Here is a 23,485-nt window from a genome sequence, read left to right on the forward strand (position 1 = left end):
TAAATTATGAAATGCATATATATAGTGGCTTTAACAGTGCTAGTTACTGCTTGTAAGTTTAACCTTCCAGAAATACAACCAACCTTAATTTCAGAAAAAACGCCACATGATACAGATGATCCTGCCATTTGGGTGAATAAGAGTAATCCTGAACAAAGTATTGTTTTTGGAACTGATAAAGATGAAATTAACGGCGGCGTATACGCTTTTGATTTAGATGGGAAAATAATCAAAGAAAAAAGTTTGACAGGTGTTAGTTATCCAAACAATGTAGACATTGAATATGGTTTTGCTTTAACAGATTCTACCAGTACAGATATTTTGGTGTTTACTGAAAGAGAAAAAAATCAAATACGGCTATACTCTATTCCTGATATGAAACCGTTAGATAATGGTGGCTTTAAGGTTTTTGAAGACGAAACAGATACAAAAATGAAACGTCCAATGGGAGTTTCACTATATAAAAATCCAGAAAATGGAAACATTTCAGCCATAGTTAGTAGAAAAGAAGGCCCAGCACAAGGATATCTATATCAATATGAATTTGTTGCCGACTCATCAGGCGTAAAGTCAAATTTGATTCGAAAATTTGGAACTTTTAGTGGTGAAAAAGAAATAGAGGCTATTGCTGTAGATGATGCCTTAGGTTATGTATATTACAGTGATGAAAGTGTAGGTATTAGAAAATATTATGCAGACCCAGAAAAAGGGAATGAAGAAATTTCAATTTTTGGAGGAGAACTTTTTTCTAGAGACATAGAAGGTATTGCCATAGCAACTTATTTAGGAGAAAAAGGGTATTTAATAGTATCTGACCAACAAGATCATAGTTTTAATTTCTTTAAAAGAAGTGACAATAGCTTTGTAAAAAAACTAAACTTAGGTACGCTAGAAACAGACGGTTGTGACGTTACTACAGAGGCTTTAGGGAGCAAATATCCTAACGGTTTATTTGTTTCTATGAATGATGAGAAAAATTTCTTTTTTCACGCATTAGACTCTCTTAAAATAGCTCAATAAGTTTTAACTTATAAGCTATTATCCAAGTTTTCAAAAACAGAAATAATGACTTTTACGGCTTTTGCATAAAATTCAGGATGGATATTTTCAAACTCATCGGTTTCTTTGTGGTAATCTTTATGATCTTCCACACCAAAATAAAGAAACGGAATTTGTTTTTTATGAAACGACCCATGGTCTGATGAGTTTGTCCAATTTTGCTTGTCATCAGAACCATCATGACCAATTAACAATTTAAAGTTGGCAGGAAGTTCAGCATTATCAATGGCGGATTTCAGGTTTTCGTAAAAACGTGTTCCAACCACATACAATTCGTTTTTGTCGCTTCTACTTATCATATCCATATTAATATTGAGCAGTATATTTTCTTTCTCAACTATAGGATTATCAACATAATATTTTGAACCTTGAAGCCCCATTTCCTCAGCATCAAAAGCAGCCAAGATAACAGAATTTTTTGGTGGGTTTTTTTTAAAGTATTCTGCAAAACTAAATAACGCACTTGTACCCGAAGCATCATCATCAGCACCATTGTAGATTACCCCGTCCTTCATTCCCAAATGGTCGTAATGTGCCGAAATAACAATGTATTTATCAGGATTTTCACCCCCTTTAACATAACCCAAAACATTTATACCATTATAGCTTTTGGTATCTCTCCTACTGGTAAATGAAAAAGACTGATGATAGTTATTTGACAATGGCAAAACACCAAGTTGCTTGAATTTTGAAGTAATATAGTTTCTTGCTTTGGCAGCACCTTCGGTATCAGTTCTTCTGCCTTCAAAATCATCAGAAGACAATACTTTTATGTGGTGCAATAATGAATCTTTAGAAAATTCAACTGCAGATGTGGAATTATCAACTGAACTCTCTGTAGCAGTAATTTGCGATTTACATCCAGATAGGATTAATAAAAACACTAACCCATAAAAAAGACATTTATATTTCATCCGATTAGCCCTTTAAACTTGCGGCTAAGTATTCCCTGTTCATTCTGGCAATGTTTTCCAAAGATATTCCTTTTGGACATTCCACTTCACAAGCCCCAGTATTAGTACAGTTACCAAAACCTTCTTCATCCATTTGTTTTACCATATTCAATACACGCTCAGTAGCTTCTACTCTACCTTGTGGCAATAATGCATATTGAGAAACTTTTGCTCCAACAAATAACATAGCTGAGGCATTTTTACAACTTGCTACACAAGCTCCACAACCAATACACGTAGCGGCATCCATGGCTTCATCAGCGGCATGTTTGGAAATAGGTATTGCGTTAGCATCTTGTGTATTACCAGAGGTGTTTACAGAAATATAACCTCCTGCTTGTTGAATACGTTCAAAAGCAGAACGATCTACTACCAAATCTTTTACTACTGGAAAAGCCTTTGCTCTAAAAGGTTCTATAATAATAGTATCACCATCATTAAATACACGCATATGTAACTGACATGTTGTTATTCCTCTATCTGGTCCATGAGCTTCCCCATTAATCTGTAACGAGCACATGCCACAAATTCCCTCACGGCAATCGTGGTCAAAAGCTATAGGCTCTTCGTTTTTATTCACCAGTTGTTCGTTCAAAACATCCATCATTTCTAAAAACGACATATGTTCTGAAATATCGGTTACTTTATATTCGACCATTTGACCCTTGGTTTTTGAGTCTTTTTGTCTCCAGATTTTTAACGTTAAATTCATATTGTTAAGTTATTGTGTTATTAAGTTACTGGGTTATTGAGTTCCTTAACAACAATAATTATTTATTCTTTTGAGCTTTTAAATATTTAATATATCCGTTCAAGATTCTAAGAACTTTATCATGTATTTTTCTTAATTCTCTTAGATCCTCTTCTGTAATATATGATTCATCCAATGCTGTAATTCCATGATCTAAAGTTTCATCCAGTGAACCTCTTGCTATTCTACAAAATTGTATATTTTCCTGAAAATGAAATCGTCCAAAGCCCTCCGAGATATTATTTCCAACAGAACGTGAAGAACGTCTCATTTGACTTACTAGTTCAAACTTTTCAGAATTAGGGAATTTCGGTAAAATAGTTTTGCTAACAAAAACTCTCAATTTTCTTGCTTCTTTCCAACATGCTAATTCTTCAAATGAATTTATTCCAGCCAAACTAAATAACTTAATAACCCAATATACCTAATAACTATTTATAAGAACGTGTCTTCAATTCAATATCCTTAAATTCCAATTGCTCTTTATGTAAAATAGCGTCACTCGGTTTGCCTGTATATTCCCAAGCAGCAACATAAGCAAAGTTTTTATCATCACGTAAGGCCTCTCCATCTTCAGTTACATATTCTTCACGGAAATGACCTCCGCAAGATTCATTTCTTTCCAACGCGTCTTTGGCAAATAACTCTCCTAATTCTAAGAAATCAGCTACACGACCTGCTTTTTCTAATTCTTGATTAAATTCTTCGTTTTTACCCGGGACTTTTACATTTTTCCAGAAATCTTCTCTGATTTCTTGTATTTCTTTAATGGCTTCTTTCAATCCTTTTTCGTTACGTGCCATCCCTACTTTATTCCACATTACCAATCCTAATTTTTTGTGGTAATAATCAACAGAGTGAGTCCCTTCATTATTAATAAAGAAATCAATTTTATCTTTTACTTCTTTTTCTGCAGCTTCAAACTCAGGCGTATCGGTTGGTATTTTTCCCGTACGGATGTCATCTGATAAGTAATCGCCGATTGTATATGGCAATACAAAATACCCATCTGCCAATCCTTGCATTAAAGCAGAAGCTCCGAGTCTATTAGCTCCATGGTCAGAGAAATTAGCCTCACCGATACAATATAGACCGGGAACGGTGGTCATTAAATTATAATCGACCCAAACACCACCCATGGTATAGTGGGTTGCAGGGTAAATCATCATCGGAGTTTTGTACGGGTTTTCATCTACAATTTTCTCATACATTTGAAAAAGGTTACCGTATTTAGCTTCGATAATTCCTTCACCTAATTCTATTATTTTTTCATTAGAAGGATTGTGGATACCATGAATTTTAGCTTGTTCAGTACCATAACGTTCAATGGCAGCGGCAAAATCTAAATATACGGCTTCTCCTGTTGCATTTACACCGTAACCCGCATCGCAACGTTCTTTGGCAGCTCTCGAAGCCACATCACGAGGTACTAAGTTACCAAATGCAGGGTATCTTCTTTCCAAATAATAATCCCTATTCTCTTCTGGAATCTGTGTTGGTTTTAGTTTACCTTGCTGAATTGCTTTTGCATCTTCAATGTTTTTTGGCACCCAAATTCTACCATCGTTACGCAAAGATTCGGACATCAATGTTAATTTTGACTGGTAATCACCAGAACGTGGAATGCACGTTGGGTGTATCTGTGTATAACAGGGGTTTGCAAAATATGCACCTTTCTTATGAATTTTCCAAGCTGCGGTAACATTGGAACCCATGGCATTGGTCGATAAAAAGTAAACGTTTCCGTAACCTCCAGAAGCAATAACTACGGCATGTGCAGAGTGGCGTTCAATTTCGCCAGTAATTAAATTACGTGCAATAATACCTCTTGCTTTTCCATCAATTTTTACAACATCCAACATTTCGTGACGGTTGTACATTTCAATTTTTCCACGGGCAATTTGTCGATTCATCGCAGAATATGCACCCAATAATAATTGTTGACCCGTTTGTCCTTTAGCATAAAAAGTTCTGGATACCAAAACCCCACCAAAAGAACGATTATCTAATAACCCACCATATTCACGTGCAAAAGGAACTCCTTGAGCCACACATTGGTCGATAATATTTCCTGAAACCTCAGCCAAACGATACACATTCGCCTCTCGGGAACGGTAATCTCCACCTTTTACTGTATCATAAAACAATCGGTAATTGGAATCACCATCGCCTTGATAATTTTTTGCGGCATTTATCCCGCCCTGAGCGGCAATAGAGTGTGCCCTACGTGGAGAATCTTGATAACAAAAAGCTTTTACGTTATAGCCCAATTCTGCCAAAGTAGCTGCAGCTGAACCACCGGCTAAACCAGTACCCACTACAATAATATCTATATTTCTTTTATTGGCTGGATTCACCAAGTCAATATGATTTTTATAATCTGTCCATTTATCTTTTACTGGACCTTTTGGTACTTTTGAATTTAAAGTCGTCATTGTTTAATAAGATTAATGGTTAAAGTGATGAAATAGAGCAATGAAAATAAAACCTGCAGGGATAAGTATTGAATATCCTTTAGCGATATTTTGAAAATATTTTTGTCGCCATGAGGTAATTCCCATCGATTGAAAAGCGGACTGAAAACCATGTAATAAATGCAACGCTAAAAAGATAAAAGCAACAACATAAGCCCCAACTCTTAGTGGACTAACAAATTTATGTTGTAATTCCTCAAAATACCTAAATCCTTCACCTTCTGCCAACATACCCGACATATCACCTTGAATGTATTTAGTATTGATTTCAGGAATCCAAAAATCAATAAAATGTAAAATTAGAAAGGCTAAAATTACAAGTCCGCTGTAAATCATATTTCTGCTCATCCATGTAGAATTGGCATTTCCATTATTTTTTGCGTATTTAATTTGTCTTGCACTCCTGTTTCTAATTTCCAGTACAAAACCCATTATAAAATGGAAAATGACACCAAATATTAATATAGGTTGAAAAATGCCCTGTACCAACCAGTTGGTACCCATAAAATGGGAAACTTCATTAAATGTATTAGGGTTGATAACCGATAAAAAATTAATAATAAAGTGCTGTAACAGAAATATCATCAGAAAAAGTGCAGAGAGTGCCATTGCAACTTTTCTGGCAATTGAAGAAGATAAAAATCCACTCATTTTGATTAGTTTTTTGAATGTCTTACAAAGATAATATTTACAATGTTGTTAAGCGAATTACTTCTATAATTTTTTTCTTATTTAGAATGATTATAAAACATTATATTTAGCTATTCTAATTTAGCATTCCCAAAACAATATAAAGTTTATGTATTCTAAAAATGTCCAATTTAAAAACAAACAAGACTTAACTCTTGATGGCAATATTGATTTCCCAATTGATAAAAAACCTTTAAGCTATGCTTTATTTGCACACTTTTTTACAGGTTCTAAAAATTTTACTGCTGTCAGAAATATATCAAAAGCATTAACCCAGAATAGGATAGCTGTAATGCGTTTTGACTTTTCCGGTCTGGGCAAAAGCGAAGGTAAATTCGAAGATTCTAACTTTTCTACCAATATTGACGACCTGATTTCTGCGGCCAATTTTTTAAAAGAAAATTATGAGTCCCCCAAAATAATAGTTGGTCATTCCCTAGGAGGGGCTGCAGGCGTGTTTGCTGCAAACGAAATTGAATCCATCCAAGCCATTGTGACAATTGGTGCACCATCAAATCCGTCGCATGTAGAGCATTTGTTTGATGGTCATTTAGAGAATATAAATTTAGACGGCGAAGCTACTTTTGAAATTGGTGGCCGACCTTTTACCATAAAAAAGCACTTTTTAGAGGATTTGAGCTCTAAAAACATGACCAAATTATTACAGGAATCAAGAAAACCTATTTTGGTGCTGCACTCACCTCAAGATAAAATAGTAGAGATTGCCAACGCCAAAGAAATTTACAACGCAGCCCATCACCCTAAAAGCTTTATTTCTTTAGATGGTGCCAATCATCTATTAACAAACAAAGAGGATTCGTTTTATGTGGGGCAAGTGCTGGCAAGTTGGGCAAAACGGTATGTTCTTGTTAACGAAGAAAAGGAGTTAAGTACCGATAAACAAACGGTCGTAAGGATTGGAAGAACAAAATACAGCACGGAAATTGTGGCAAGGACGCACTCAATTTTAGCGGATGAGCCTAAAAAATTTGGAGGTAAAGATTCAGGACTAACACCTTACGAATTATTATTAGCCAGTTTAGGCTCATGTACTGCAATAACGTTAAGGATGTATGCCGATAGAAAAAAATGGGATTTAGATGAGGTTTTGGTGCATTTAGAACATTTTAAACAGCATGCGGAAGATTGCCTATCTTGTGAAGAATCTCCAGCCAAAATAGATAAATTTGTACGGACCATTGAATTGATTGGTGACCTTACGTTTGAAGAACGGAAACGATTAATCCAGATTGCGAATAGATGTCCTGTTCATAGAACATTGGAAAATAAAATTGAAATTGAAACCATTTTACGCTAAATAGCCCAATTAATGAACATTTTTATTCTTTCCGTTGGCGAAAATATCTACTCTACAAATAGATTGGTGCAAGAAGCTGAAAATTTGGGACATACAGTACGTGTAATTAACCACACAAAATGTTCCGTAAAATTAGGAAAAGGCAAACCTCAAATTGTTTTTGAAGGCGAAAATATTATTGACATACCTGATGTTGTTATTCCTAGAATAGGTTTTTCGGTTAGCAGACACGGTGCCGCCATTGTTAAGGAATTTGAAATGAACGGTGTATTTAGCACGGCACGTTCACTGGGAATTTTAAGAGCTCAAAACAAAGTACGTACACTGCAGATAATGAACAGAAAAAACGTTCCTATTCCCCAAACGGTTTTTTCCATCAATCCAAAAAATATTGATGAACAGATAGAACTTTTGGGAGGTCCACCGGTAATTATTAAATTGCAAGAAGGTACACAGGGTATGGGCGTTATTTTGGCAGAATCAAAAAAATCGGCAAAATCTATTATGGATACTTTCTATAATATGAACGCCAGTTTTTTGTTGCAAGAATTTATTGAAGAATCTAATGGAGAAGATATCAGGATAATAGTTGTGGGAAATAAAATTGTTGCCTCCATGAAACGCAAAGGTGAAATTGGGGAATTCAGATCCAACATACACAGAGGGGGTACTGGTGAAATTGCTGACTTAACCAATGCAGAAAAGAAAATGGCTTTGCGTGCCACCAAATATTTAAGTTTGCCCGTTGCAGGTGTAGATATTATTAGGTCAAAAAAAGGACCTTTGCTTTTGGAAGTTAATGCATCTCCCGGTTTACAGGGCATTGAAGCTTATACTCAAATAAATGTAGCATATCATATTATAAAATATTTAGAAGATAATGTTCGACAAAAATTTCAAAAACGAACCCGTAGAAATTAAAGGTGAAAAAGTAGACTTAGGAGAACACAAACTCATTAAATTTGAAATTGACAGACTAGCTACTGGAACTAAAATTGAGATTCCAACTTATGTCTTTAATGGAAAATTACCAGGGCCTACAGTATTGGTTCAAGCCGGATTGCACGGCGATGAATTAAACGGTGTTGAAATAGTTAGGAAAATGCTTACCAAAAACCATTTTGATGTGGAAAAAGGATGCGTGATTGTGGTGCCGTTATTAAATGTTTTCGGATTTTTACATTTCTCTAGAGATGTACATGATAAAGATGTAAACAGAAGTTTCCCTGGGTCTAAAACGGGGTCTTTGGCCAGTAGAATTGCTTATTTCCATTTAAGGGAAATAACTAAAAACGTCGATTTTGGAATTGACATCCACACGGGCGGAAAACAACGTAGTAATTACCCTCAGGTTAGATACACTCCCGGTTCTGACGAAGGAAAACAATTGGCAACCGTATTTAATGCTCCCTATCAATTTGCCTCAAATTTAATATCAAAATCGTTTAGAAAAGCCGCTCACCAACATAATATTCCAATTATAGTTTATGAGGCAGGAGAAAGTTTGAGGTTTAACAAATTTGCCATTAGGAAAGGTATTGAGGGTATTAAAAATGTCTTGGAATATTTTGAAATGACAGCGAAAGATGAGGAAAAAGAGGTTGCTAAAACAATCGAAATTACCAGTAGAAGATGGATCAGAGCTAGAATTGCCGGTATGCTTAATTTGCGGATAAAGAACGGAGAAGTTGTTACTAAAGGACAAATATTGGGTTATATAACCGATACTTATGGCGAATCTACATTAAGTGTTAAAGCCCCTTATGATGGATATATTATTGCCTTAAATAATTTTCCGGTAGTAAATAGGGGCGATGCCATTTTTCATATCGGAAAAGAATAATAGCTTATATTTGCTTTTTTTCAATTAAATGTCAAATTCAACCAAACATAGTTTAGACCCAAATAATTGGGTAAGTGCATATTCTGATTATATGTACAACTATACCATTACTCGTGTAGATAACCATGAGCAAGCTAAAGATTTGGTTCAAGAAACCTTTTTTTCGGGATTAAAAGCTGCTAAAAACTTTAAAGGGGAAGCCTCTGAACGCACTTGGCTTATTTCTATTTTAAAGCGTAAAATAATAGACTATTACAGAAAAATAAATTCCCGCAAAGGAAAAGCTGAAGTAAAAGTTAACTTTTACGAGGAAGGAGATAAAAAAGGAAGTTGGTTAGAAGAACGCGTACCACAACAATGGGACAATGGAGCTGAAAAACAAATTGAGAATGCAGAGTTAAAAAATGTATTGAACAAATGCATAAATAATTTACCCGACAAATACAGAACGGTGTTTTTATTAAAAAATGTTGAGCATTTTCAAACAGAAGAAATATGTAATGAATTGGGCATTACCCCGTCTAATTTATGGGTAATCATCCATAGAGCTAGGCATCAACTAAGAAAATGTTTAGAAGATAATTGGTTTTCAAAATAGTGTTTTATGAGTAAGATTTTTTTAATTAGCTGTGATGAAGCTACTGCCATTTGCAATAAAAGTCAATATAAAGAAGCTTCCTTTTGGGAGATATTAAAACTAAGATTCCATATTTTTATGTGCAAAACTTGTGGACTTTATTCTAAACAGAATGCTACATTAACTAAAGTTTGCAACAAACATTTGCATAAAACCGAAAGTGAACATAAGCTTTGCAATGAAGAAAAAGAAGTGCTTCAAACAGAAGTGGTTAAAAGAATGAAATAAAAAACTCAATTTTTAAAATTCCAAATTCCAACTCTGATTTTTGCAGTTTATAACTTCCTTTTTTAATTTTTAATTGTTTTTTGGTGCTTGAATATTGATTATTTTTACTCCATGGATTTCTTACCTCAAAAAATAGAAGATTACGCAATTGCCCATTCGGAAGACGAGCCTGAATTATTGAAACAACTCAACCGAGAAACTTGGCAAAAAGTGTTAGTTCCTAGAATGTTAAGCGGTCATTTTCAAGGTCGCGTGTTGGCAATGCTCTCTAAATTGGTACAGCCAAAATCTATTTTAGAAATTGGCACCTATACAGGTTATTCTGCATTATGCTTGGCGGAAGGACTTGCACCAAATGGCAAGCTACATACCATTGACCATAACGAAGAACTATTATTCTTACAAAAAAAATATTTCGATCAATCGCCTTATAAAAATCAAATAGAACAATATACGGGTAACGCTCTTAAAGTTATTCCGAACATTAATGAGAGTTTCGATTTAGTGTTTATTGATGCCGATAAGAGTAATTACAGTAATTATTTCAATTTGGTTATTGATAAAATGCACAAAGGAGGTATCATTTTGTCAGATAATGTGTTGTGGAGCGGCAAAGTAACTGAAAAATTAGATCCTAGTGATGATGATACCAAAGCTTTAATCGCTTACAATAAATTGCTTAAAGACGATACTAGGGTTGAAACGGTTTTACTACCAATAAGGGATGGTTTATCCATCAGCAGGGTAAAATAACAAATCTTTAACTTTAATTTGACAATATGTTAACCTAAAATCGGGTTAACTATTCATACCTTTAGAACAACAAATAAACTCTAAATTATGAATACTCAAACATCAAATTTAAACAAGGAACATCTGAAAAAGTGGTATAAGGAAACTAAAAAATGGGCAAAGGAATTTGACTTTTATATTGACGAGCTACGTGAATTAAAACGCCGTGTAAATTCCAAAAAAGTTAAAGACCATATTGAAGTTCAAGTACAAAAAAACATTGCTTTAATTACAAACACTACGCAAGATAGGTTGATGAAAAACTTATCGGATAATTTGGAAAAGCACAGAGTACATTTGTCTCAATTATTAGCAACGGGCAATACGGTAGAGCTACAAATTTATCGAGAAGAAAATAAATCGCTTATTCAAGAAATCAGAAGGGTTAAAAGGAAAATAAAATCTTTAAAAAAACGAATTTCTGATTTTTTAAGTTCAGATTCTCAGATGCAACGACATGGTTTTAGCTATTAACAGCTACTTTTTTAAGAAAAAACAAGCTGATTTTATAAAATAAAATACCTATTAAAATCCCTACAAGCATTCCTATAAATATATCTAAGGGAAAATGCACACCTAGGTAAATTCTACTATAGGCAAACAATAAAGGCCAAATTAGTAGTGAAAAAGTATATTTATAATATTTCCTCAAGGTTAATATCATAAAAGTTGTTACGGCAAAAGAAGTTGTGGAATGCCCGGAAATAAAACTAAAACCTTTTGGATTCTTTAAAATCCGAATCAGTTCTTTCACAGTTGGGTCGTTATTGGGTCGTAACCTAGCTATTCCATTTTTTATCAGATTAACAAACTGATCGGAAAAGGTTACCAGAGCAGCAGCAACTAAAACGAGTACCAATCCTTTTTTCCAGCCATAGGCTTTAAAAATAAAATAAAACAGTAGTAAAAATAAAGGAATCCAACTGAACTGATTTGTAATAGTCAACCAAAATTCATCCCAAGGTTCAGACCCCCAATTATTTAAATAGATAAATAACTCCTTGTCATATTCAATAATTTGATCTAAGAAATCCAATTATACTAATTTATAAATTTCGTTTTATGGGACCGGTTACATCGTCAATATTGCCCTTAACGTTTTCTTTTATCGATTTTATATCTTTTTTAAGATCCTTAGCCAAATCGGTATCTATTCCTTGTTTTTCTGCCGTTTCAGTAATCTCTCTCTTAATATCATTCGTAGCGTCTTTTAATTGACGCATCCCTTTGCCCAATCCTTTGGCAATACCAGGTATTTTATCCGCACCAAAAAGCATAAGTACTATAATGAGTACTACAAATATTTCGCCACCGCTTATAAATAAAAAATGCATAGTCTAAATTAATTACCACAAAGATAGCAGAATAATAATATCTATATTAGCCTTAGCTCTTAAATTAACAAAAAATGGAGTTTGTAAATAGCCATGAGGGGATGAAGTTACATTCGTAAATACCTCCCATTAGGTTAGGTCTAGGAAAAGCTTTCTATTTTTTAGTCAACATCCTCTTAATCTCATTCAATTTCATTAAAGCTTCTATTGGCGTTAGAGCGTCAATATTTGTCGCTAAAATTTCTTCCTTTATATCTTCTAGAAGTGGATCGTCCAATTGGAAAAAGCTAAGTTGCACATCTTCCTCAGTAGCTTTTTTGAGTTTGTCTTTTATTTCGTCAGAAGAATGACTTGCTTCTAATTTTTTAAGCATTTTATTGGCTCGATGAATTACCGAAGCGGGCATCCCTGCCAATTTGGCCACATGTATTCCAAAGCTGTGTTCACTACCTCCTGGCACTAATTTTCGTAGAAAAATAACATTGTCTTTGAGTTCTTTTATGGAAACATTAAAGTTTTTGACACGGTCAAATGTTTCTGTCATATCATTTAACTCATGATAATGTGTGGCAAATAATGTTTTTGCTTTTGAAGGATGTTCATGTAAATATTCTGCAATTGCCCAAGCAATTGATATTCCGTCGTATGTACTCGTACCACGCCCTATTTCATCTAATAATACCAAACTACGTTCAGAAATGTTATTTAGAATGTTGGCTGTTTCATTCATTTCTACCATAAAGGTAGATTCTCCCATGGAAATATTATCGCTCGCTCCTACCCTTGTAAAAATTTTGTCAACCACACCAATTCGAGCTTGTTGTGCAGGAACGTAACTTCCCATTTGAGCCAATAACACTATCAAGGCAGTTTGACGTAAAATAGCCGATTTACCACTCATATTCGGCCCTGTAATCATGATGATTTGTTGCTGTGCTCTATTCAAAACCACATCATTGGCAATATATTCTTCGCCAATGGGTAATTGTTTTTCAATTACTGGGTGGCGACCGTTTTTGATTTCTAAATCGGTACTTTCATCTAATTGCGGACGCACATAATTATGGTCTTTGGCAGTTTGTGCAAAAGAACAAAGGCAATCCAATTTTGCAACAAGTTGAGCATTTTCTTGCACTTGCTGAATATGCACCGTCATAAACTGTAATAAATCGGAAAAAATCTGTTGTTCTAGTACGGCTATTTTTTCTTCTGCACCTAAAATTTTAGTTTCATATTCTTTGAGCTCTTCAGTAATATAACGTTCGGCATTTACCAAAGTTTGTTTCCGAATCCATTCTTCCGGCACTTTGTCTTTATGCGTGTTTCTGACCTCAATATAATACCCAAAAACGTTGTTAAAAGCTATCTTTAAACTTGGTATTTTAGTTCTCTCGGTTTCTCGTGCCAACATATTGTCCAAATAATCTTTGGCGTTGGTAGATATGGCTCGTAAATCGTCCAATTCTTTGGAAACATTTTTTGCAATTGTATTTCCCTTGTTGATATTTACGGGAGCATCATCATATATGGTTATTGAAATTTTTTCTATTAAGTCCGTACAATTATGCAGTTGTTTTCCTAATTGTTGCAGAGATTTATTTTCACTCTTTTCGGCATTGATTTTAATTGGTAAAATAGCTTTTAAAGAATCCTTTAACAATACCACTTCACGCGGATTTATCTTTCCCGTAGCTACTTTTGAGATTAACCGTTCTATATCGGATATTTGTTTGATTTGATAAATGATGCCGTTATAAAAATCATCGTTATCAATCAGGTACTTTACGATTTCGTGCCGTTGCCTTATCTGTTCAATATTTTTCAATGGTAATGCCAGCCAGCGTTTTAAGAGTCTTCCACCCATGGGTGAAATGGTCCTGTCAATAACATCCAACAAAGTAACTGCTTCGGGCTGATTGGAATAATACAGTTCTAAATTCCGAACCGTAAATCGGTCCATCCAAACATAATGATCTTCTTCTACACGTTGAATGGTAGAAATATGCTCTAGTTTTTTATGTTGTGTTTCAGATAAATAATATAAAATTGCACCCGCGGAAACAATTCCATGTTGCAAATCGTCAATACCAAAACCCTTAAGCGATTTTATCTTAAAATGTTCGGTTAATTGTTCATTGGCATAATCTTCTTGGAAAATCCAATCATCGAGATAAAAAGTATAATAACGTTCGCCAAAAGCTTCTTTAAACTTATTTTTAAATTGTTTTTGAACTAATACCTCACTCGGATTAAAATTTTGAAGCAATTTATCAATATACTCATCATTGCCTTCTGCCACCAAAAATTCACCTGTAGAGATATCCATAAAAGAAATACCTAATTGTCTTTTACTAAAATGAATTGCTGCTAAAAAATTGTTGGTTTTAGATTGTAACACCTCATCATTAAGAGCCACACCGGGGGTAACCAATTCCGTTACACCACGTTTTACAATGGTTTTAGTCATTTTGGGATCTTCCAATTGATCGCAAATGGCAACTCGCATACCCGCTTTTACCAATTTCGGCAAATAGGTATTTAAGGAATGATGTGGGAATCCCGCCAAGGCCGTTTCACTTTCACTACCTGCACCGCGTTTTGTTAAAACAATCCCTAAAACACCAGCTGCTTTTACTGCATCTTCGCCAAATGTCTCGTAAAAATCTCCCACTCTAAACAACAACATGGCATCAGGATATTTAACCTTGATGGCATTATATTGCTTCATTAAAGGGGTGACTTTTTTCGTTTTAGCCAAGATTCTGGAGATTAAATGATAAGACGCGAAGTTACATTTTTTTAGGGTGAGTTTAAAATGAAGCTGTATCAATTATTCACAATCATGGTATTAATTTTTTACTTTTGGGGATTGATTATAGATAAATAACAGTAATTTAATTATCACTAATGAAGAAGAAGAAAACTATTTGGATAATTTTAGTAGTTTTGATATTTTTTATTTTATTTGTTACCTTCAAATGGAATGATGTACAAGAATATTTAGCATTACGAAAATCTATAATTTGGACTCCCAATGTGGAATTGAAAGTATCAGACTTTCAGTTTGACCCTGATCAAAATTATATTGATAATTTTTCCGCCAGAGTAGGAATTGTCAACGTGCATAGAATAACCGACAGTATTGTTTTACGTTCTACAACCGTATTTCTACCTGAAAATTCTTACGTATCAGATACGTCTGACGCGAATTTTATAAGAATTGCTCAGGCTAGATTTGATTTATGTGAAGTTTACAGACGAAAACTTGTATCTAAAATTATAAATTTAAACAAAGGAAACATTAAATCAATAACGTTGGATTCTATTGTAAAATATGAGAATTTATTTTACGAATCATTTGAAACGGAATGGGATAAATTTAATGAATTGTCTAAAAACGAAAGAATGAAAGGATTAGTTGAAATGGAAAATTACATACAACAGGAACTAAAATAAACTACTTACGAAATCTATATAACCAAACAGTTAGAAATAGTTGATAAACATGTTTTATTTCCCGATAATTTCGCAGATTCTCACAGAATTTTTCTGCAAACTGAACACCGCCAAATGAAGATTAAAAAATGCGTAAATTAAAAAACAGCGAACTTGATAGACTAAATACCGAAGAATTCAAATCAGCCAATAAAACACCTTTGATTGTAATTTTAGACAACATAAGGAGTTTAAATAATATTGGTTCGGTTTTTAGAACTTCTGATGCCTTTTTAGTTGAAAAAATTTTCCTCTGCGGGATTACCGCAAAACCACCACATAAAGATATTCATAAAACCGCCTTGGGATCAACAGAAACTGTAGAATGGGAACATATTGACGACACATTACAGTTGGTTGAAAAATTAAAAAATGAAAATGTTGAAATAGCCTCCATAGAACAAGCAGAAAATAGTATTGAACTTCAAAATTTTAAGCCGACAAAAGGTAAAAAATTAGCGGTTATTTTTGGTAATGAAGTAAAAGGGGTACAACAACCTGTCGTATCAGCGTCTGATTATTGTATTGAAATTCCGCAATACGGCACAAAACATTCTCTAAATATTTCTGTGAGTTGCGGGGTAGTGTTATGGGATTTGTTTAACAAAAACCCCTCCCTAACCCTCCCCACAAGGGGAGGGAACTAATAGTCGTTTAAGTTTAAAATGGTACAATTTAATTATTGTTTTCAATAATTAATATTGGAATTTGTTAAATTAACCGTTAGATTTCATCTCCAGTTTCAAGTGTAAAATCCTTAGTCTAAGCAACTCCCTCCCCTCGGGGGAGGGTTGGGGAGGGGCTTCTTTTCACTTCCACTCAAATTCCCCATTTTCTACAGACCAATCATTCCCAAAGAAGCCTGCACATTTTACGGCATCAACACCTTGGTTCAAGATTTCGCTATCAAACAAAACAACATCGGGAAAAGTAGTACCGTTTACCAGATAATGATTGGCATAAGACGCTTTCATTCCTTTGTTTCCAGTTGCGGTTACCACACCTATACTTGCATTTTCGCTATCTTTTCTGGCCATTATAAAGTACATACCCCATTGATCTCCCGTCAACTTCTTACCATTAAAATCAACCTCATTAGTTGCAACCTGAATGGGACTATCTTTTAGCAGCAATTTCCAAGCGGCATTGTTATCTTTATTTCCATATATGATAACGTTTCTATCCGCATACTTTTTTAAAGAAAAATCAGTATCCTTTATCATTTCAACATTTCCGTTGGCACGGTAATAAAAAGTCTCCGCATCAAAAAGTGCCTTGTGGTAATTCCATTTGCTTTCTTCGGCAGTACCTTTGGTACCGTAAACAAAAACTACATTATTTCTAAATGCATCTTTAAATCCGCCATTTCTGTGAGGTCCTTTTTGACTTAATGAGGGTGCAGAAGTTGTTGTCCATTTATCACTATCCTTTTTAAGAAATATTTTGCCATTGGCTGTAACCTCCAAAGCATTTCCGTCAATAGTAACTGCACTGATTGTATCTGTTAGATGCGATAAATCAACTTCTAAAATTGCAACGTTATTCGTAGTAATATTAAAGCCGTTTTCCTTAGAAAAATCAAAAGAACTGACTTCAAACGGTTTTTCCTGTTGATGTATAGTTATAAAATGTGATTTTGCTGAAACGCCAGGAGAACCCGTAAAAAATTCAAGATTTTTTACATCCTTATCTTTTGTTATGGTTCTTTGTTTAAAGAAATCAAAAATTGGAGGCCAGTCCACACTATGGTTTCCATACCAGTGAGTACCATCAGGATATTCATAATAGGTAAAATCGTTATGGAATTTGCCCAAACGTTCACGCATTTCCCTTGCTATAGAGGTTGGTACAACATTATCTTTTTCGCCATGGAGCACATAAACGCCACTTTGTAAATAGTTGCGTTCCAATTTAAGTGTTCTGCTTGGAGTTCCGGCTCTTTCAATTATATTTTCCATAGGTGTATTTACAGATTGCAATTTCATACGTTCCACAATCTTTGAAGACATACCCATCCGTTCTAATCTTTCGGGTGTCATTTCCAATATTCGTTTTGTAAAACCATCGCGATACGCCAACAAATCAGGATACCCTGCACAAGGGGCAATAGCAGCAAATTTATCTGGATAAGTTGCCCCCAAATACCATGTTCCGTGTCCACCCATAGAATGACCGGTCAAATAAATTTTCCTTGGGTCTGGTTTATAAATTGTCGTCGCATCAGCCAATACTTCCAAAGCGTCAAGTCTTCCCCAATCTTCCCAAGCGAACCCAAATGGTCTTCTGTTGGTAGGTGCAACTAATGTCCCCCAATCTTTTTGTTTGTAAGCATTGGCCTGATTTACAGCTTCTACCGAAGCTCCATGAACGGATAAAAACAAAGCTTGTGAATCATCGTTAGATGTTGACGGTGCCACGCTATAGTATTGTACGCTATTATCTATATTACTTACAAAAGTCTTTTTATGATGTTTGTATTTTGATTTTACTTGTAAAGTAACCTCTTGCTTATCAAGTGTAACACTTTTATCACTTTTCAGTTCCAACTGCAATTGCATATTCTTTTTGGACGCCTGAGCAGGATTTGAAGTAAAAGAAAATGGTACTTTTTGAACTGATAATGGTGGAATAGCTTCCATACTATTTATGGCAATATTTCCTTCTAAATTTGCTTCTATTTTAGCACCCTTAATCCAATTTTCAGTCGCATTTACAATTCTAATGGCTCCTATATAATCTTTATTTTCTTCCTGCTGAACATCTGGCATAGTCATATCTCTTGAGGTAAATTGCAATCCTGTAGAAGGTGTAATCAATCTTGCTCTAATTCTTGGAAATCGCCCAACTTTTAGCACAAAAATATTCTCGCCTTTTTTGAGTTTAATGGGGATAAGACTATAACCAAAGTCGTAATGATCACCTTCATGCGGAAAACCATTAATTAAAGCCAACGAATGGCCTGATGCTTCAAAAAGCACAATTTTTTCTGAATTCGATTTATAAGATAAATACACATAAGCCGATCGTAAACCGCGATCTGAAAAACTGCTAGTACTATCTACTTTTATGGATTCCCATCGTAAGGGATTTCCTAAAAAATCTATATCAAATGTAGGTTCCTTGGTTGGTTTATAGTTACTATTCATTAAAAAACGTTCAAAAACAGGATCATTGGGAAAAGAAGAAGATTCAAATCCAAAACGTGGCATTTGTAATTTTAATCCCGTTTTAAAAATATGCAAGACCTTACCCTCACTAACTTCATTTACTTTTTCCTTACCAAAATATTCAACGATGTTACCTGTTTTTTGGGCATACATACAGTTTAACGTAACCATTAAAGTTAAGATTAAAACTAAATTTAGTGGTGTAACTATTTTCATTTATCCCCTAATTAATATTTAACACACTAAAATATTAATAAATCTAGTTTTGGTTTAACTTTTTAGACCAAGAACCCTTATTAACACCTAAAAAGTAAAATAAGCCAAGTAAATTCTTAAATTAAGAAAGTCTTGGTTTAGTTTTTGATGTAATTTAGTAACCTATAAGCATAACTAAATGTACCGATTTTTACTTTTATGTATTTCATTTCTTCTTCTACAGGGATGTATAAAACAAAAATCATCTGATGATAATCTTATAAAAAAAGAATATGGGTATAAAATATTAGATAATGATAGTACTTATGTGGAAATAGATTTAAAAAAATACCCCACTTACTTAAAACTTCACAACAAAATACAAGAACTATCGTGCAATGATAGCACACCCAATATTTCATTCAAAACTAAAAATATTTTAAAAACAATTTATTTTAATGAATTTTGTTATTCAAGCGGGATGACTTATTGCCCCAATCTAAAAAATATCATTGAAATAACTAAAGATTCCGTTTTTAAGGTTGGAGATATTTTTCCAATAGATAGTCTCTTTTATGTAATGAAAAAAGACTATTCGAATTATGGAAAAGATCCTAGTTATAGTGATAGTCCTGAAAGAATAGGAATAGCAATCCAGTATGAAGCGACTGATTCAACTGACAACCTAATTGAATTGTTTGATAGAATAACCAGAACCGCTGATTCAATTAAACTTAAAACGCCATTATATATTATGTTATGGGAAAAAATTGAAATTCTTCCACCTCCTCCACCTCCAATTGGTTATAGTGAAACAAATTAGCCTAAAAACAGATCAAAATAATGCCATAAAAAATTGATAGCAAACCCATCAAAATTAACTAATTTTGCACATCAATTTTTTTACCATGTATAGAAGTCATAATTGTGGCGAATTAAACGCGTCGCATATCAATAAGGAAGTAATTTTGTCTGGTTGGGTACAAAAAGTACGAGACAAAGGGTTTATGATTTGGGTCGATCTTAGAGACAGGTATGGAATTACCCAACTTATTTTTGATGAAGAACGTACCTCAAAAACTATTTTGAAACAAGCCCAAAATTTGGGACGAGAGTTTGTTATCCAAGTAAAAGGAAAAGTGATTGAACGGACTTCAAAAAACCCAAACATTCCAACAGGAGAAATTGAGGTATTGGTTTCTGAATTGACAATTTTAAATGAAGCACTTTTGCCTCCTTTTACAATAGAAGATGAAACAGACGGTGGAGAGGAATTACGGATGAAATACCGTTACTTGGATATCAGAAGAAATCCGGTAAAAGAGAAATTGATATTCCGATCTAAAGTCACCCAAGAGGTCAGAAACTACCTATCCAATCAAGGATTTATAGAGGTGGAAACCCCTTATTTGATAAAATCGACCCCAGAAGGTGCTCGCGATTTTGTGGTGCCTTCTCGTATGAACGAAGGTCAATTTTACGCCTTACCTCAGAGTCCGCAAACATTCAAACAATTGTTGATGGTGGGTGGTTTAGACAAATATTTTCAGATTGTTAAATGCTTTAGAGATGAAGATTTACGTGCCGATAGACAACCCGAGTTTACGCAGATTGACTGCGAAATGGCATTTGTGGAGCAAGAGGATATTTTAGATGCTTTTGAAGGATTGACACGTCATTTACTAAAAGAAATTAATGGTGTTGAGGTCAATAAATTTCCAAGAATGACTTTTGATGAAGCCATGAAAAAATACGGAAACGACAAACCCGATATCCGTTTTGGAATGGAGTTTGGCGAATTGAACAAAGTAGCCCAGCATAAAGATTTTAACGTTTTTAACCAAGCCGAATTGGTTGTTGGAATTGCCGTTCCTAGTGGAAATACCTACACTAGAAAAGAAATTGACAAACTGACTGATTGGATAAAACGTCCACAGATTGGTGCGTTAGGAATGGTGTATGTACGTTGTAATGAGGATGGCACGTATAAATCTTCTGTCGATAAATTTTATGATCAGGAAGATTTAACAAAATGGGCTGAAGCCACGGAAGCAAAACCTGGCGATTTAATTTGTGTGCTTTCTGGGCAAACAGATAAAGTTAGAGCACAACTAAGTGCCTTACGAATGGAATTGGCAGATCGTTTAGGTCTCCGCAACCCCAAAGAATTTACACCATTATGGGTTGTTGATTTTCCTTTGTTGGAATGGGACGAAGAAACTGAACGCTTCCATGCGATGCACCATCCGTTTACATCGCCAAAACCTGAAGATATTAAGTTATTGGATTCTGACCCTGCAAAAGTTAGGGCCAACGCTTACGATTTAGTGTTAAACGGTAACGAAATAGGAGGTGGTTCTATCCGTATCCACGATAAAACAACACAGTCTCTAATGTTTGACCATTTAGGATTTACCAAAGAAGAAGCCAAAGCTCAATTTGGATTTTTAATGAATGCATTTGAATTCGGTGCACCACCACATGGCGGTATTGCATTTGGTTTGGATAGATTAGTTGCTATTTTAGGTGGACAAGAAACCATACGTGATTTTATTGCATTCCCTAAAAACAATTCAGGAAGAGATGTAATGATTGATGCTCCAGCACCTATAGATGAAACTCAGTTAAAAGAGCTACATTTGAAGGTGACTTTATAATATTCAATATTATCTCATGATAAACCCATGGCCTTTTACAAAAATATAATTAGGAAGGTAAATATTTGGAGGTATAAATATATTTCCCAAAAAAAGTTTATCATTTTAGCGAGTGCAACGGTTGGTTTTTTAACGGGCTTAGCTGCAGTTACCTTAAAAAATATAACTTTTACAATTGAGAAAACTTTAGAGCAAGGTATTATTTTTTCTCAAAATCAGCTCTATTTTATTTTACCTATAATCGGATTGCTTTTAGTATATTTATTGAGAAAGTATATCTTTAAAAAACGCATATTTCCCGAAACACCATCTTATATAAAAAGAGCTGTTCCATCCGTATTATATGCACTTTTAAGGCAAAATGGAAGAATATCGCACAAGCGTATTTATTTTAATTTATTCGCTGCACCCTTAACTGTTGGCTTTGGGGGTTCGGTAGGTTTGTTAGGGCCAACAATCACTATTGGTTCGGCTCTTAGTTCAACTTTTAGTAGAGTCCTTTTAATAGATAAAAAAACACGAACATTATTAATTGCCTGTGCCACTTCTGGTGCTGTTGCCACTATTTTTAAATCGCCCATTGCTGCATTGGTGTTTGCCATTGAAATATTCAGTTTAGACCTCACGTTTGTATCATTGGTTCCATTGTTGATTGCTTCTATTTCATCCGTATTGACCTCTTATTTTTTTATGGGTCAAGAGGTGCTTTTTAATTTTGATGTTATTGATAAGTTTGCCTTAAAAGACACGCCTTTTTATATTATTTTGGGAGTAGGTACGGGAATTGCATCTTTGTATTTTACCAAAATATATTTTGCCATATATCAATTTTTTGATCGATTTAAGAGTCGTTTTGTCAAACTATTGATAGGTGGTTTAATTATTGGTATTTTACTCTATTTTATCCCACCATTGTACGGTGAGGGATTAGGCTTTGTAAACAATTTATTACATGGCGAAACATTGGCCGCATTGGGTTCAACACCTTTTGATGACCATATAGACAATATCTGGATTATTATTGGGCTATTAGTTGGAATTACCGTATTTAAAGCGGTTGCCATGACTATCACTTTTGCCGCTGGTGGGGTTGGTGGAGTCATTATTCCTTCATTGGTAATGGGTAGTACGTTAGGCAACGTTGTTGCTAAAATCATCAATAACCTAGGGCTGGGTTTTAATGTTTCAGAAGCTAATTTTACGCTCATCGGTATGGCAGGATTAATTGCGGGTGTAATTCAAGCACCGTTAACGGCCATTTTTTTAATTGCTGAAATTACGGGCGGTTACGAACTTTTTATCCCTTTAATGATTGCTGTTGCCATCTCTTATATGATTACCAAACAGTATATGGGCCATACCATTTACACGAAAGAACTAGCAGAACGTGGCGATTTAGTAACCCATGATAGAGATCAAAACGTATTGATTTCAATGAAAATAGATGAAGTAATTGAAAAGAATTTTATTGTATTAAACCCTGATATGACCCTTGGAGATATGCTACATAAAGGTGTTTCAAAATCTACACGAAATTTATTTCCAGTGGTAAACGAAAACAAAATTTTGGTGGGTGTGGTTCTGGTTGATGACATAAGAGAATGTATGTTTAATCAATCCCTATACAATACTACCACGGTTAGAGATTATATGCACCAATCGCCAGAACAGATTATATATGAAAAAGATTCAATGCAAATGATAATGGAAAAATTTCAAAAGACCGGAGCTTGGAATTTACCCGTAATAAAAAACGACAAATACCTGGGTTTTATTTCCAAATCGAAGCTTTTGACCGCATATAGAAGTAAATTGATTGAAGCAACATCTTAAAGATAAAGAAAAAACCCTCTGAAATAGTATCTCAAAGGGCATTTTAAATATACTAGCCT

22 protein-coding genes are annotated in these 23,485 nt (G+C 34.4%); 13 read left to right on the forward strand and 9 right to left on the reverse strand.

The genetic code is table 11. From position 1 onward, the window contains the following. Nucleotides 1-6 precede the first annotated feature (6 nt). Complete coding sequence (locus UMM65_RS10575; protein WP_321976499.1) at nucleotides 7-1,020, forward strand: phytase; 1,014 nt, start codon at nucleotides 7-9, stop codon at nucleotides 1,018-1,020. A gap of 8 nt (nucleotides 1,021-1,028) precedes the next feature. Here the strand turns inward: UMM65_RS10575 and UMM65_RS10580 are convergent, their stop codons facing one another. Genes UMM65_RS10580 through UMM65_RS10600 form a run of 5 tightly spaced genes read right to left on the reverse strand, consistent with a single transcriptional unit; the run spans nucleotide 1,029 to nucleotide 5,888 of the window. Then, complete coding sequence (locus UMM65_RS10580) at nucleotides 1,029-1,973, reverse strand: M28 family peptidase (RefSeq protein ID WP_321976500.1); 945 nt, start codon at nucleotides 1,971-1,973, stop codon at nucleotides 1,029-1,031. Between the two features lie 4 nt (nucleotides 1,974-1,977). After that, the gene (locus UMM65_RS10585; protein ID WP_321976501.1) at nucleotides 1,978-2,724 is read right to left on the reverse strand and encodes a succinate dehydrogenase/fumarate reductase iron-sulfur subunit; all 747 of its coding nucleotides are present in this window, start codon (nucleotides 2,722-2,724) and stop codon (nucleotides 1,978-1,980) included. A 58-nt stretch (nucleotides 2,725-2,782) separates the two neighbouring features. Further along, nucleotides 2,783-3,160, reverse strand: coding sequence for a four helix bundle protein (locus tag UMM65_RS10590; RefSeq protein ID WP_321976502.1), 378 nt, complete (start codon nucleotides 3,158-3,160; stop codon nucleotides 2,783-2,785). 34 nt (nucleotides 3,161-3,194) lie between these two features. Continuing rightward, complete coding sequence (locus UMM65_RS10595) at nucleotides 3,195-5,198, reverse strand: fumarate reductase/succinate dehydrogenase flavoprotein subunit (RefSeq protein WP_321976503.1); 2,004 nt, start codon at nucleotides 5,196-5,198, stop codon at nucleotides 3,195-3,197. 12 nt (nucleotides 5,199-5,210) lie between these two features. Beyond that, entirely contained in the window at nucleotides 5,211-5,888 is a 678-nt protein-coding gene (locus tag UMM65_RS10600; protein ID WP_321976504.1) for a succinate dehydrogenase cytochrome b subunit, read from the reverse strand. Nucleotides 5,889-6,036: 148 nt separating this feature from the next. On the opposite strand from UMM65_RS10600, the gene UMM65_RS10605 reads away from it, so the two are divergent. The 7 genes from UMM65_RS10605 to UMM65_RS10635 all read left to right on the forward strand — a co-directional run bounded on the left by UMM65_RS10605 (nucleotide 6,037) and on the right by UMM65_RS10635 (nucleotide 11,219). Continuing rightward, complete coding sequence (locus tag UMM65_RS10605; protein WP_321976505.1) at nucleotides 6,037-7,245, forward strand: bifunctional alpha/beta hydrolase/OsmC family protein; 1,209 nt, start codon at nucleotides 6,037-6,039, stop codon at nucleotides 7,243-7,245. 12 nt (nucleotides 7,246-7,257) lie between these two features. Next, on the forward strand, nucleotides 7,258-8,166 hold the full coding sequence (locus UMM65_RS10610) for a RimK family alpha-L-glutamate ligase (RefSeq protein WP_321976506.1): 909 nt from the start codon (nucleotides 7,258-7,260) through the stop codon (nucleotides 8,164-8,166). Next, a complete protein-coding gene (locus UMM65_RS10615; RefSeq protein ID WP_321976507.1) occupies nucleotides 8,126-9,088 on the forward strand; it encodes a succinylglutamate desuccinylase/aspartoacylase family protein in 963 nt (320 codons plus the stop codon). Before UMM65_RS10610 ends, UMM65_RS10615 begins: the two co-directional genes overlap by 41 nt. A 28-nt stretch (nucleotides 9,089-9,116) precedes the next feature. Next, complete coding sequence (locus UMM65_RS10620; protein WP_321976508.1) at nucleotides 9,117-9,686, forward strand: sigma-70 family RNA polymerase sigma factor; 570 nt, start codon at nucleotides 9,117-9,119, stop codon at nucleotides 9,684-9,686. A gap of 6 nt (nucleotides 9,687-9,692) precedes the next feature. Next, on the forward strand, nucleotides 9,693-9,953 hold the full coding sequence (locus UMM65_RS10625) for a hypothetical protein (RefSeq protein WP_321976509.1): 261 nt from the start codon (nucleotides 9,693-9,695) through the stop codon (nucleotides 9,951-9,953). Nucleotides 9,954-10,064: 111 nt separating this feature from the next. Then, complete coding sequence (locus tag UMM65_RS10630) at nucleotides 10,065-10,706, forward strand: O-methyltransferase (RefSeq protein ID WP_321976510.1); 642 nt, start codon at nucleotides 10,065-10,067, stop codon at nucleotides 10,704-10,706. Nucleotides 10,707-10,793: 87 nt separating this feature from the next. Beyond that, the gene (locus UMM65_RS10635) at nucleotides 10,794-11,219 is read left to right on the forward strand and encodes a hypothetical protein (protein WP_321976511.1); all 426 of its coding nucleotides are present in this window, start codon (nucleotides 10,794-10,796) and stop codon (nucleotides 11,217-11,219) included. Here UMM65_RS10635 and UMM65_RS10640 read toward each other — a convergent pair. From UMM65_RS10640 to mutS, 3 genes are all read right to left on the reverse strand, one after another. Beyond that, complete coding sequence (locus UMM65_RS10640) at nucleotides 11,209-11,781, reverse strand: phosphatase PAP2 family protein (protein WP_321976512.1); 573 nt, start codon at nucleotides 11,779-11,781, stop codon at nucleotides 11,209-11,211. The two genes, UMM65_RS10635 and UMM65_RS10640, sit on opposite strands and share 11 nt — an antisense overlap. Before the next feature lie 10 nt (nucleotides 11,782-11,791). Beyond that, on the reverse strand, nucleotides 11,792-12,079 hold the full coding sequence (locus UMM65_RS10645) for a Sec-independent protein translocase subunit TatA/TatB (RefSeq protein ID WP_321976513.1): 288 nt from the start codon (nucleotides 12,077-12,079) through the stop codon (nucleotides 11,792-11,794). A 154-nt stretch (nucleotides 12,080-12,233) separates the two neighbouring features. Further along, complete coding sequence (gene mutS, locus UMM65_RS10650) at nucleotides 12,234-14,807, reverse strand: DNA mismatch repair protein MutS (protein ID WP_321976515.1); 2,574 nt, start codon at nucleotides 14,805-14,807, stop codon at nucleotides 12,234-12,236. Nucleotides 14,808-14,986: 179 nt separating this feature from the next. Between mutS and UMM65_RS10655 the strand changes: the two genes are divergently transcribed. Together UMM65_RS10655 and UMM65_RS10660 are read left to right on the forward strand one after the other, a co-directional pair. Continuing rightward, a complete protein-coding gene (locus UMM65_RS10655; RefSeq protein WP_321976516.1) occupies nucleotides 14,987-15,535 on the forward strand; it encodes a hypothetical protein in 549 nt (182 codons plus the stop codon). 128 nt (nucleotides 15,536-15,663) lie between these two features. Continuing rightward, complete coding sequence (locus UMM65_RS10660; protein WP_321976517.1) at nucleotides 15,664-16,221, forward strand: RNA methyltransferase; 558 nt, start codon at nucleotides 15,664-15,666, stop codon at nucleotides 16,219-16,221. A gap of 162 nt (nucleotides 16,222-16,383) precedes the next feature. Here UMM65_RS10660 and UMM65_RS10665 read toward each other — a convergent pair whose 3' ends face one another. Further along, nucleotides 16,384-18,957: a carboxylesterase family protein gene (locus UMM65_RS10665; protein WP_321976518.1), complete on the reverse strand. Its 2,574-nt coding sequence runs from the start codon at nucleotides 18,955-18,957 to the stop codon at nucleotides 16,384-16,386. A 178-nt stretch (nucleotides 18,958-19,135) separates the two neighbouring features. Between UMM65_RS10665 and UMM65_RS10670 the strand changes: the two genes are divergently transcribed. From UMM65_RS10670 to UMM65_RS10680, 3 genes are all read left to right on the forward strand, one after another. Continuing rightward, on the forward strand, nucleotides 19,136-19,759 hold the full coding sequence (locus tag UMM65_RS10670; RefSeq protein ID WP_321976519.1) for a hypothetical protein: 624 nt from the start codon (nucleotides 19,136-19,138) through the stop codon (nucleotides 19,757-19,759). An 85-nt stretch (nucleotides 19,760-19,844) separates the two neighbouring features. Beyond that, complete coding sequence (aspS, locus tag UMM65_RS10675; protein ID WP_321976542.1) at nucleotides 19,845-21,593, forward strand: aspartate--tRNA ligase; 1,749 nt, start codon at nucleotides 19,845-19,847, stop codon at nucleotides 21,591-21,593. 27 nt (nucleotides 21,594-21,620) lie between these two features. Then, nucleotides 21,621-23,426, forward strand: coding sequence for a chloride channel protein (locus tag UMM65_RS10680; protein WP_321976520.1), 1,806 nt, complete (start codon nucleotides 21,621-21,623; stop codon nucleotides 23,424-23,426). The last annotated feature ends 59 nt before the right edge of the window (nucleotides 23,427-23,485 follow it).

Origin of the sequence: Aureibaculum koreense (genome assembly GCF_034296135.1) — a bacterium.
GTDB lineage: Bacteria > Bacteroidota > Bacteroidia > Flavobacteriales > Flavobacteriaceae > Aureibaculum.

What these genes read in the sequence shown, in the direction of transcription:
- UMM65_RS10575 (WP_321976499.1), top strand. Translation starts at nt 7, where the DNA reads ATGAAATGCATATATATAGTGGCTTTAACAGTGCTAGTTACTGCTTGT.
- UMM65_RS10580 (WP_321976500.1), bottom strand. Translation starts at nt 1,973, where the DNA reads ATGAAATATAAATGTCTTTTTTATGGGTTAGTGTTTTTATTAATCCTA.
- UMM65_RS10585 (WP_321976501.1), bottom strand. Translation starts at nt 2,724, where the DNA reads ATGAATTTAACGTTAAAAATCTGGAGACAAAAAGACTCAAAAACCAAG.
- UMM65_RS10595 (WP_321976503.1), bottom strand. Translation starts at nt 5,198, where the DNA reads ATGACGACTTTAAATTCAAAAGTACCAAAAGGTCCAGTAAAAGATAAA.
- UMM65_RS10600 (WP_321976504.1), bottom strand. Translation starts at nt 5,888, where the DNA reads ATGAGTGGATTTTTATCTTCTTCAATTGCCAGAAAAGTTGCAATGGCA.
- UMM65_RS10605 (WP_321976505.1), top strand. Translation starts at nt 6,037, where the DNA reads ATGTATTCTAAAAATGTCCAATTTAAAAACAAACAAGACTTAACTCTT.
- UMM65_RS10610 (WP_321976506.1), top strand. Translation starts at nt 7,258, where the DNA reads ATGAACATTTTTATTCTTTCCGTTGGCGAAAATATCTACTCTACAAAT.
- UMM65_RS10615 (WP_321976507.1), top strand. Translation starts at nt 8,126, where the DNA reads ATGTTCGACAAAAATTTCAAAAACGAACCCGTAGAAATTAAAGGTGAA.
- UMM65_RS10620 (WP_321976508.1), top strand. Translation starts at nt 9,117, where the DNA reads ATGTCAAATTCAACCAAACATAGTTTAGACCCAAATAATTGGGTAAGT.
- UMM65_RS10625 (WP_321976509.1), top strand. Translation starts at nt 9,693, where the DNA reads ATGAGTAAGATTTTTTTAATTAGCTGTGATGAAGCTACTGCCATTTGC.
- UMM65_RS10630 (WP_321976510.1), top strand. Translation starts at nt 10,065, where the DNA reads ATGGATTTCTTACCTCAAAAAATAGAAGATTACGCAATTGCCCATTCG.
- UMM65_RS10635 (WP_321976511.1), top strand. Translation starts at nt 10,794, where the DNA reads ATGAATACTCAAACATCAAATTTAAACAAGGAACATCTGAAAAAGTGG.
- UMM65_RS10645 (WP_321976513.1), bottom strand. Translation starts at nt 12,079, where the DNA reads ATGCATTTTTTATTTATAAGCGGTGGCGAAATATTTGTAGTACTCATT.
- mutS (WP_321976515.1), bottom strand. Translation starts at nt 14,807, where the DNA reads ATGAAGCAATATAATGCCATCAAGGTTAAATATCCTGATGCCATGTTG.
- UMM65_RS10655 (WP_321976516.1), top strand. Translation starts at nt 14,987, where the DNA reads ATGAAGAAGAAGAAAACTATTTGGATAATTTTAGTAGTTTTGATATTT.
- UMM65_RS10660 (WP_321976517.1), top strand. Translation starts at nt 15,664, where the DNA reads ATGCGTAAATTAAAAAACAGCGAACTTGATAGACTAAATACCGAAGAA.
- UMM65_RS10665 (WP_321976518.1), bottom strand. Translation starts at nt 18,957, where the DNA reads ATGAAAATAGTTACACCACTAAATTTAGTTTTAATCTTAACTTTAATG.
- UMM65_RS10670 (WP_321976519.1), top strand. Translation starts at nt 19,136, where the DNA reads ATGTACCGATTTTTACTTTTATGTATTTCATTTCTTCTTCTACAGGGA.
- aspS (WP_321976542.1), top strand. Translation starts at nt 19,845, where the DNA reads ATGTATAGAAGTCATAATTGTGGCGAATTAAACGCGTCGCATATCAAT.
- UMM65_RS10680 (WP_321976520.1), top strand. Translation starts at nt 21,621, where the DNA reads ATGGCCTTTTACAAAAATATAATTAGGAAGGTAAATATTTGGAGGTAT.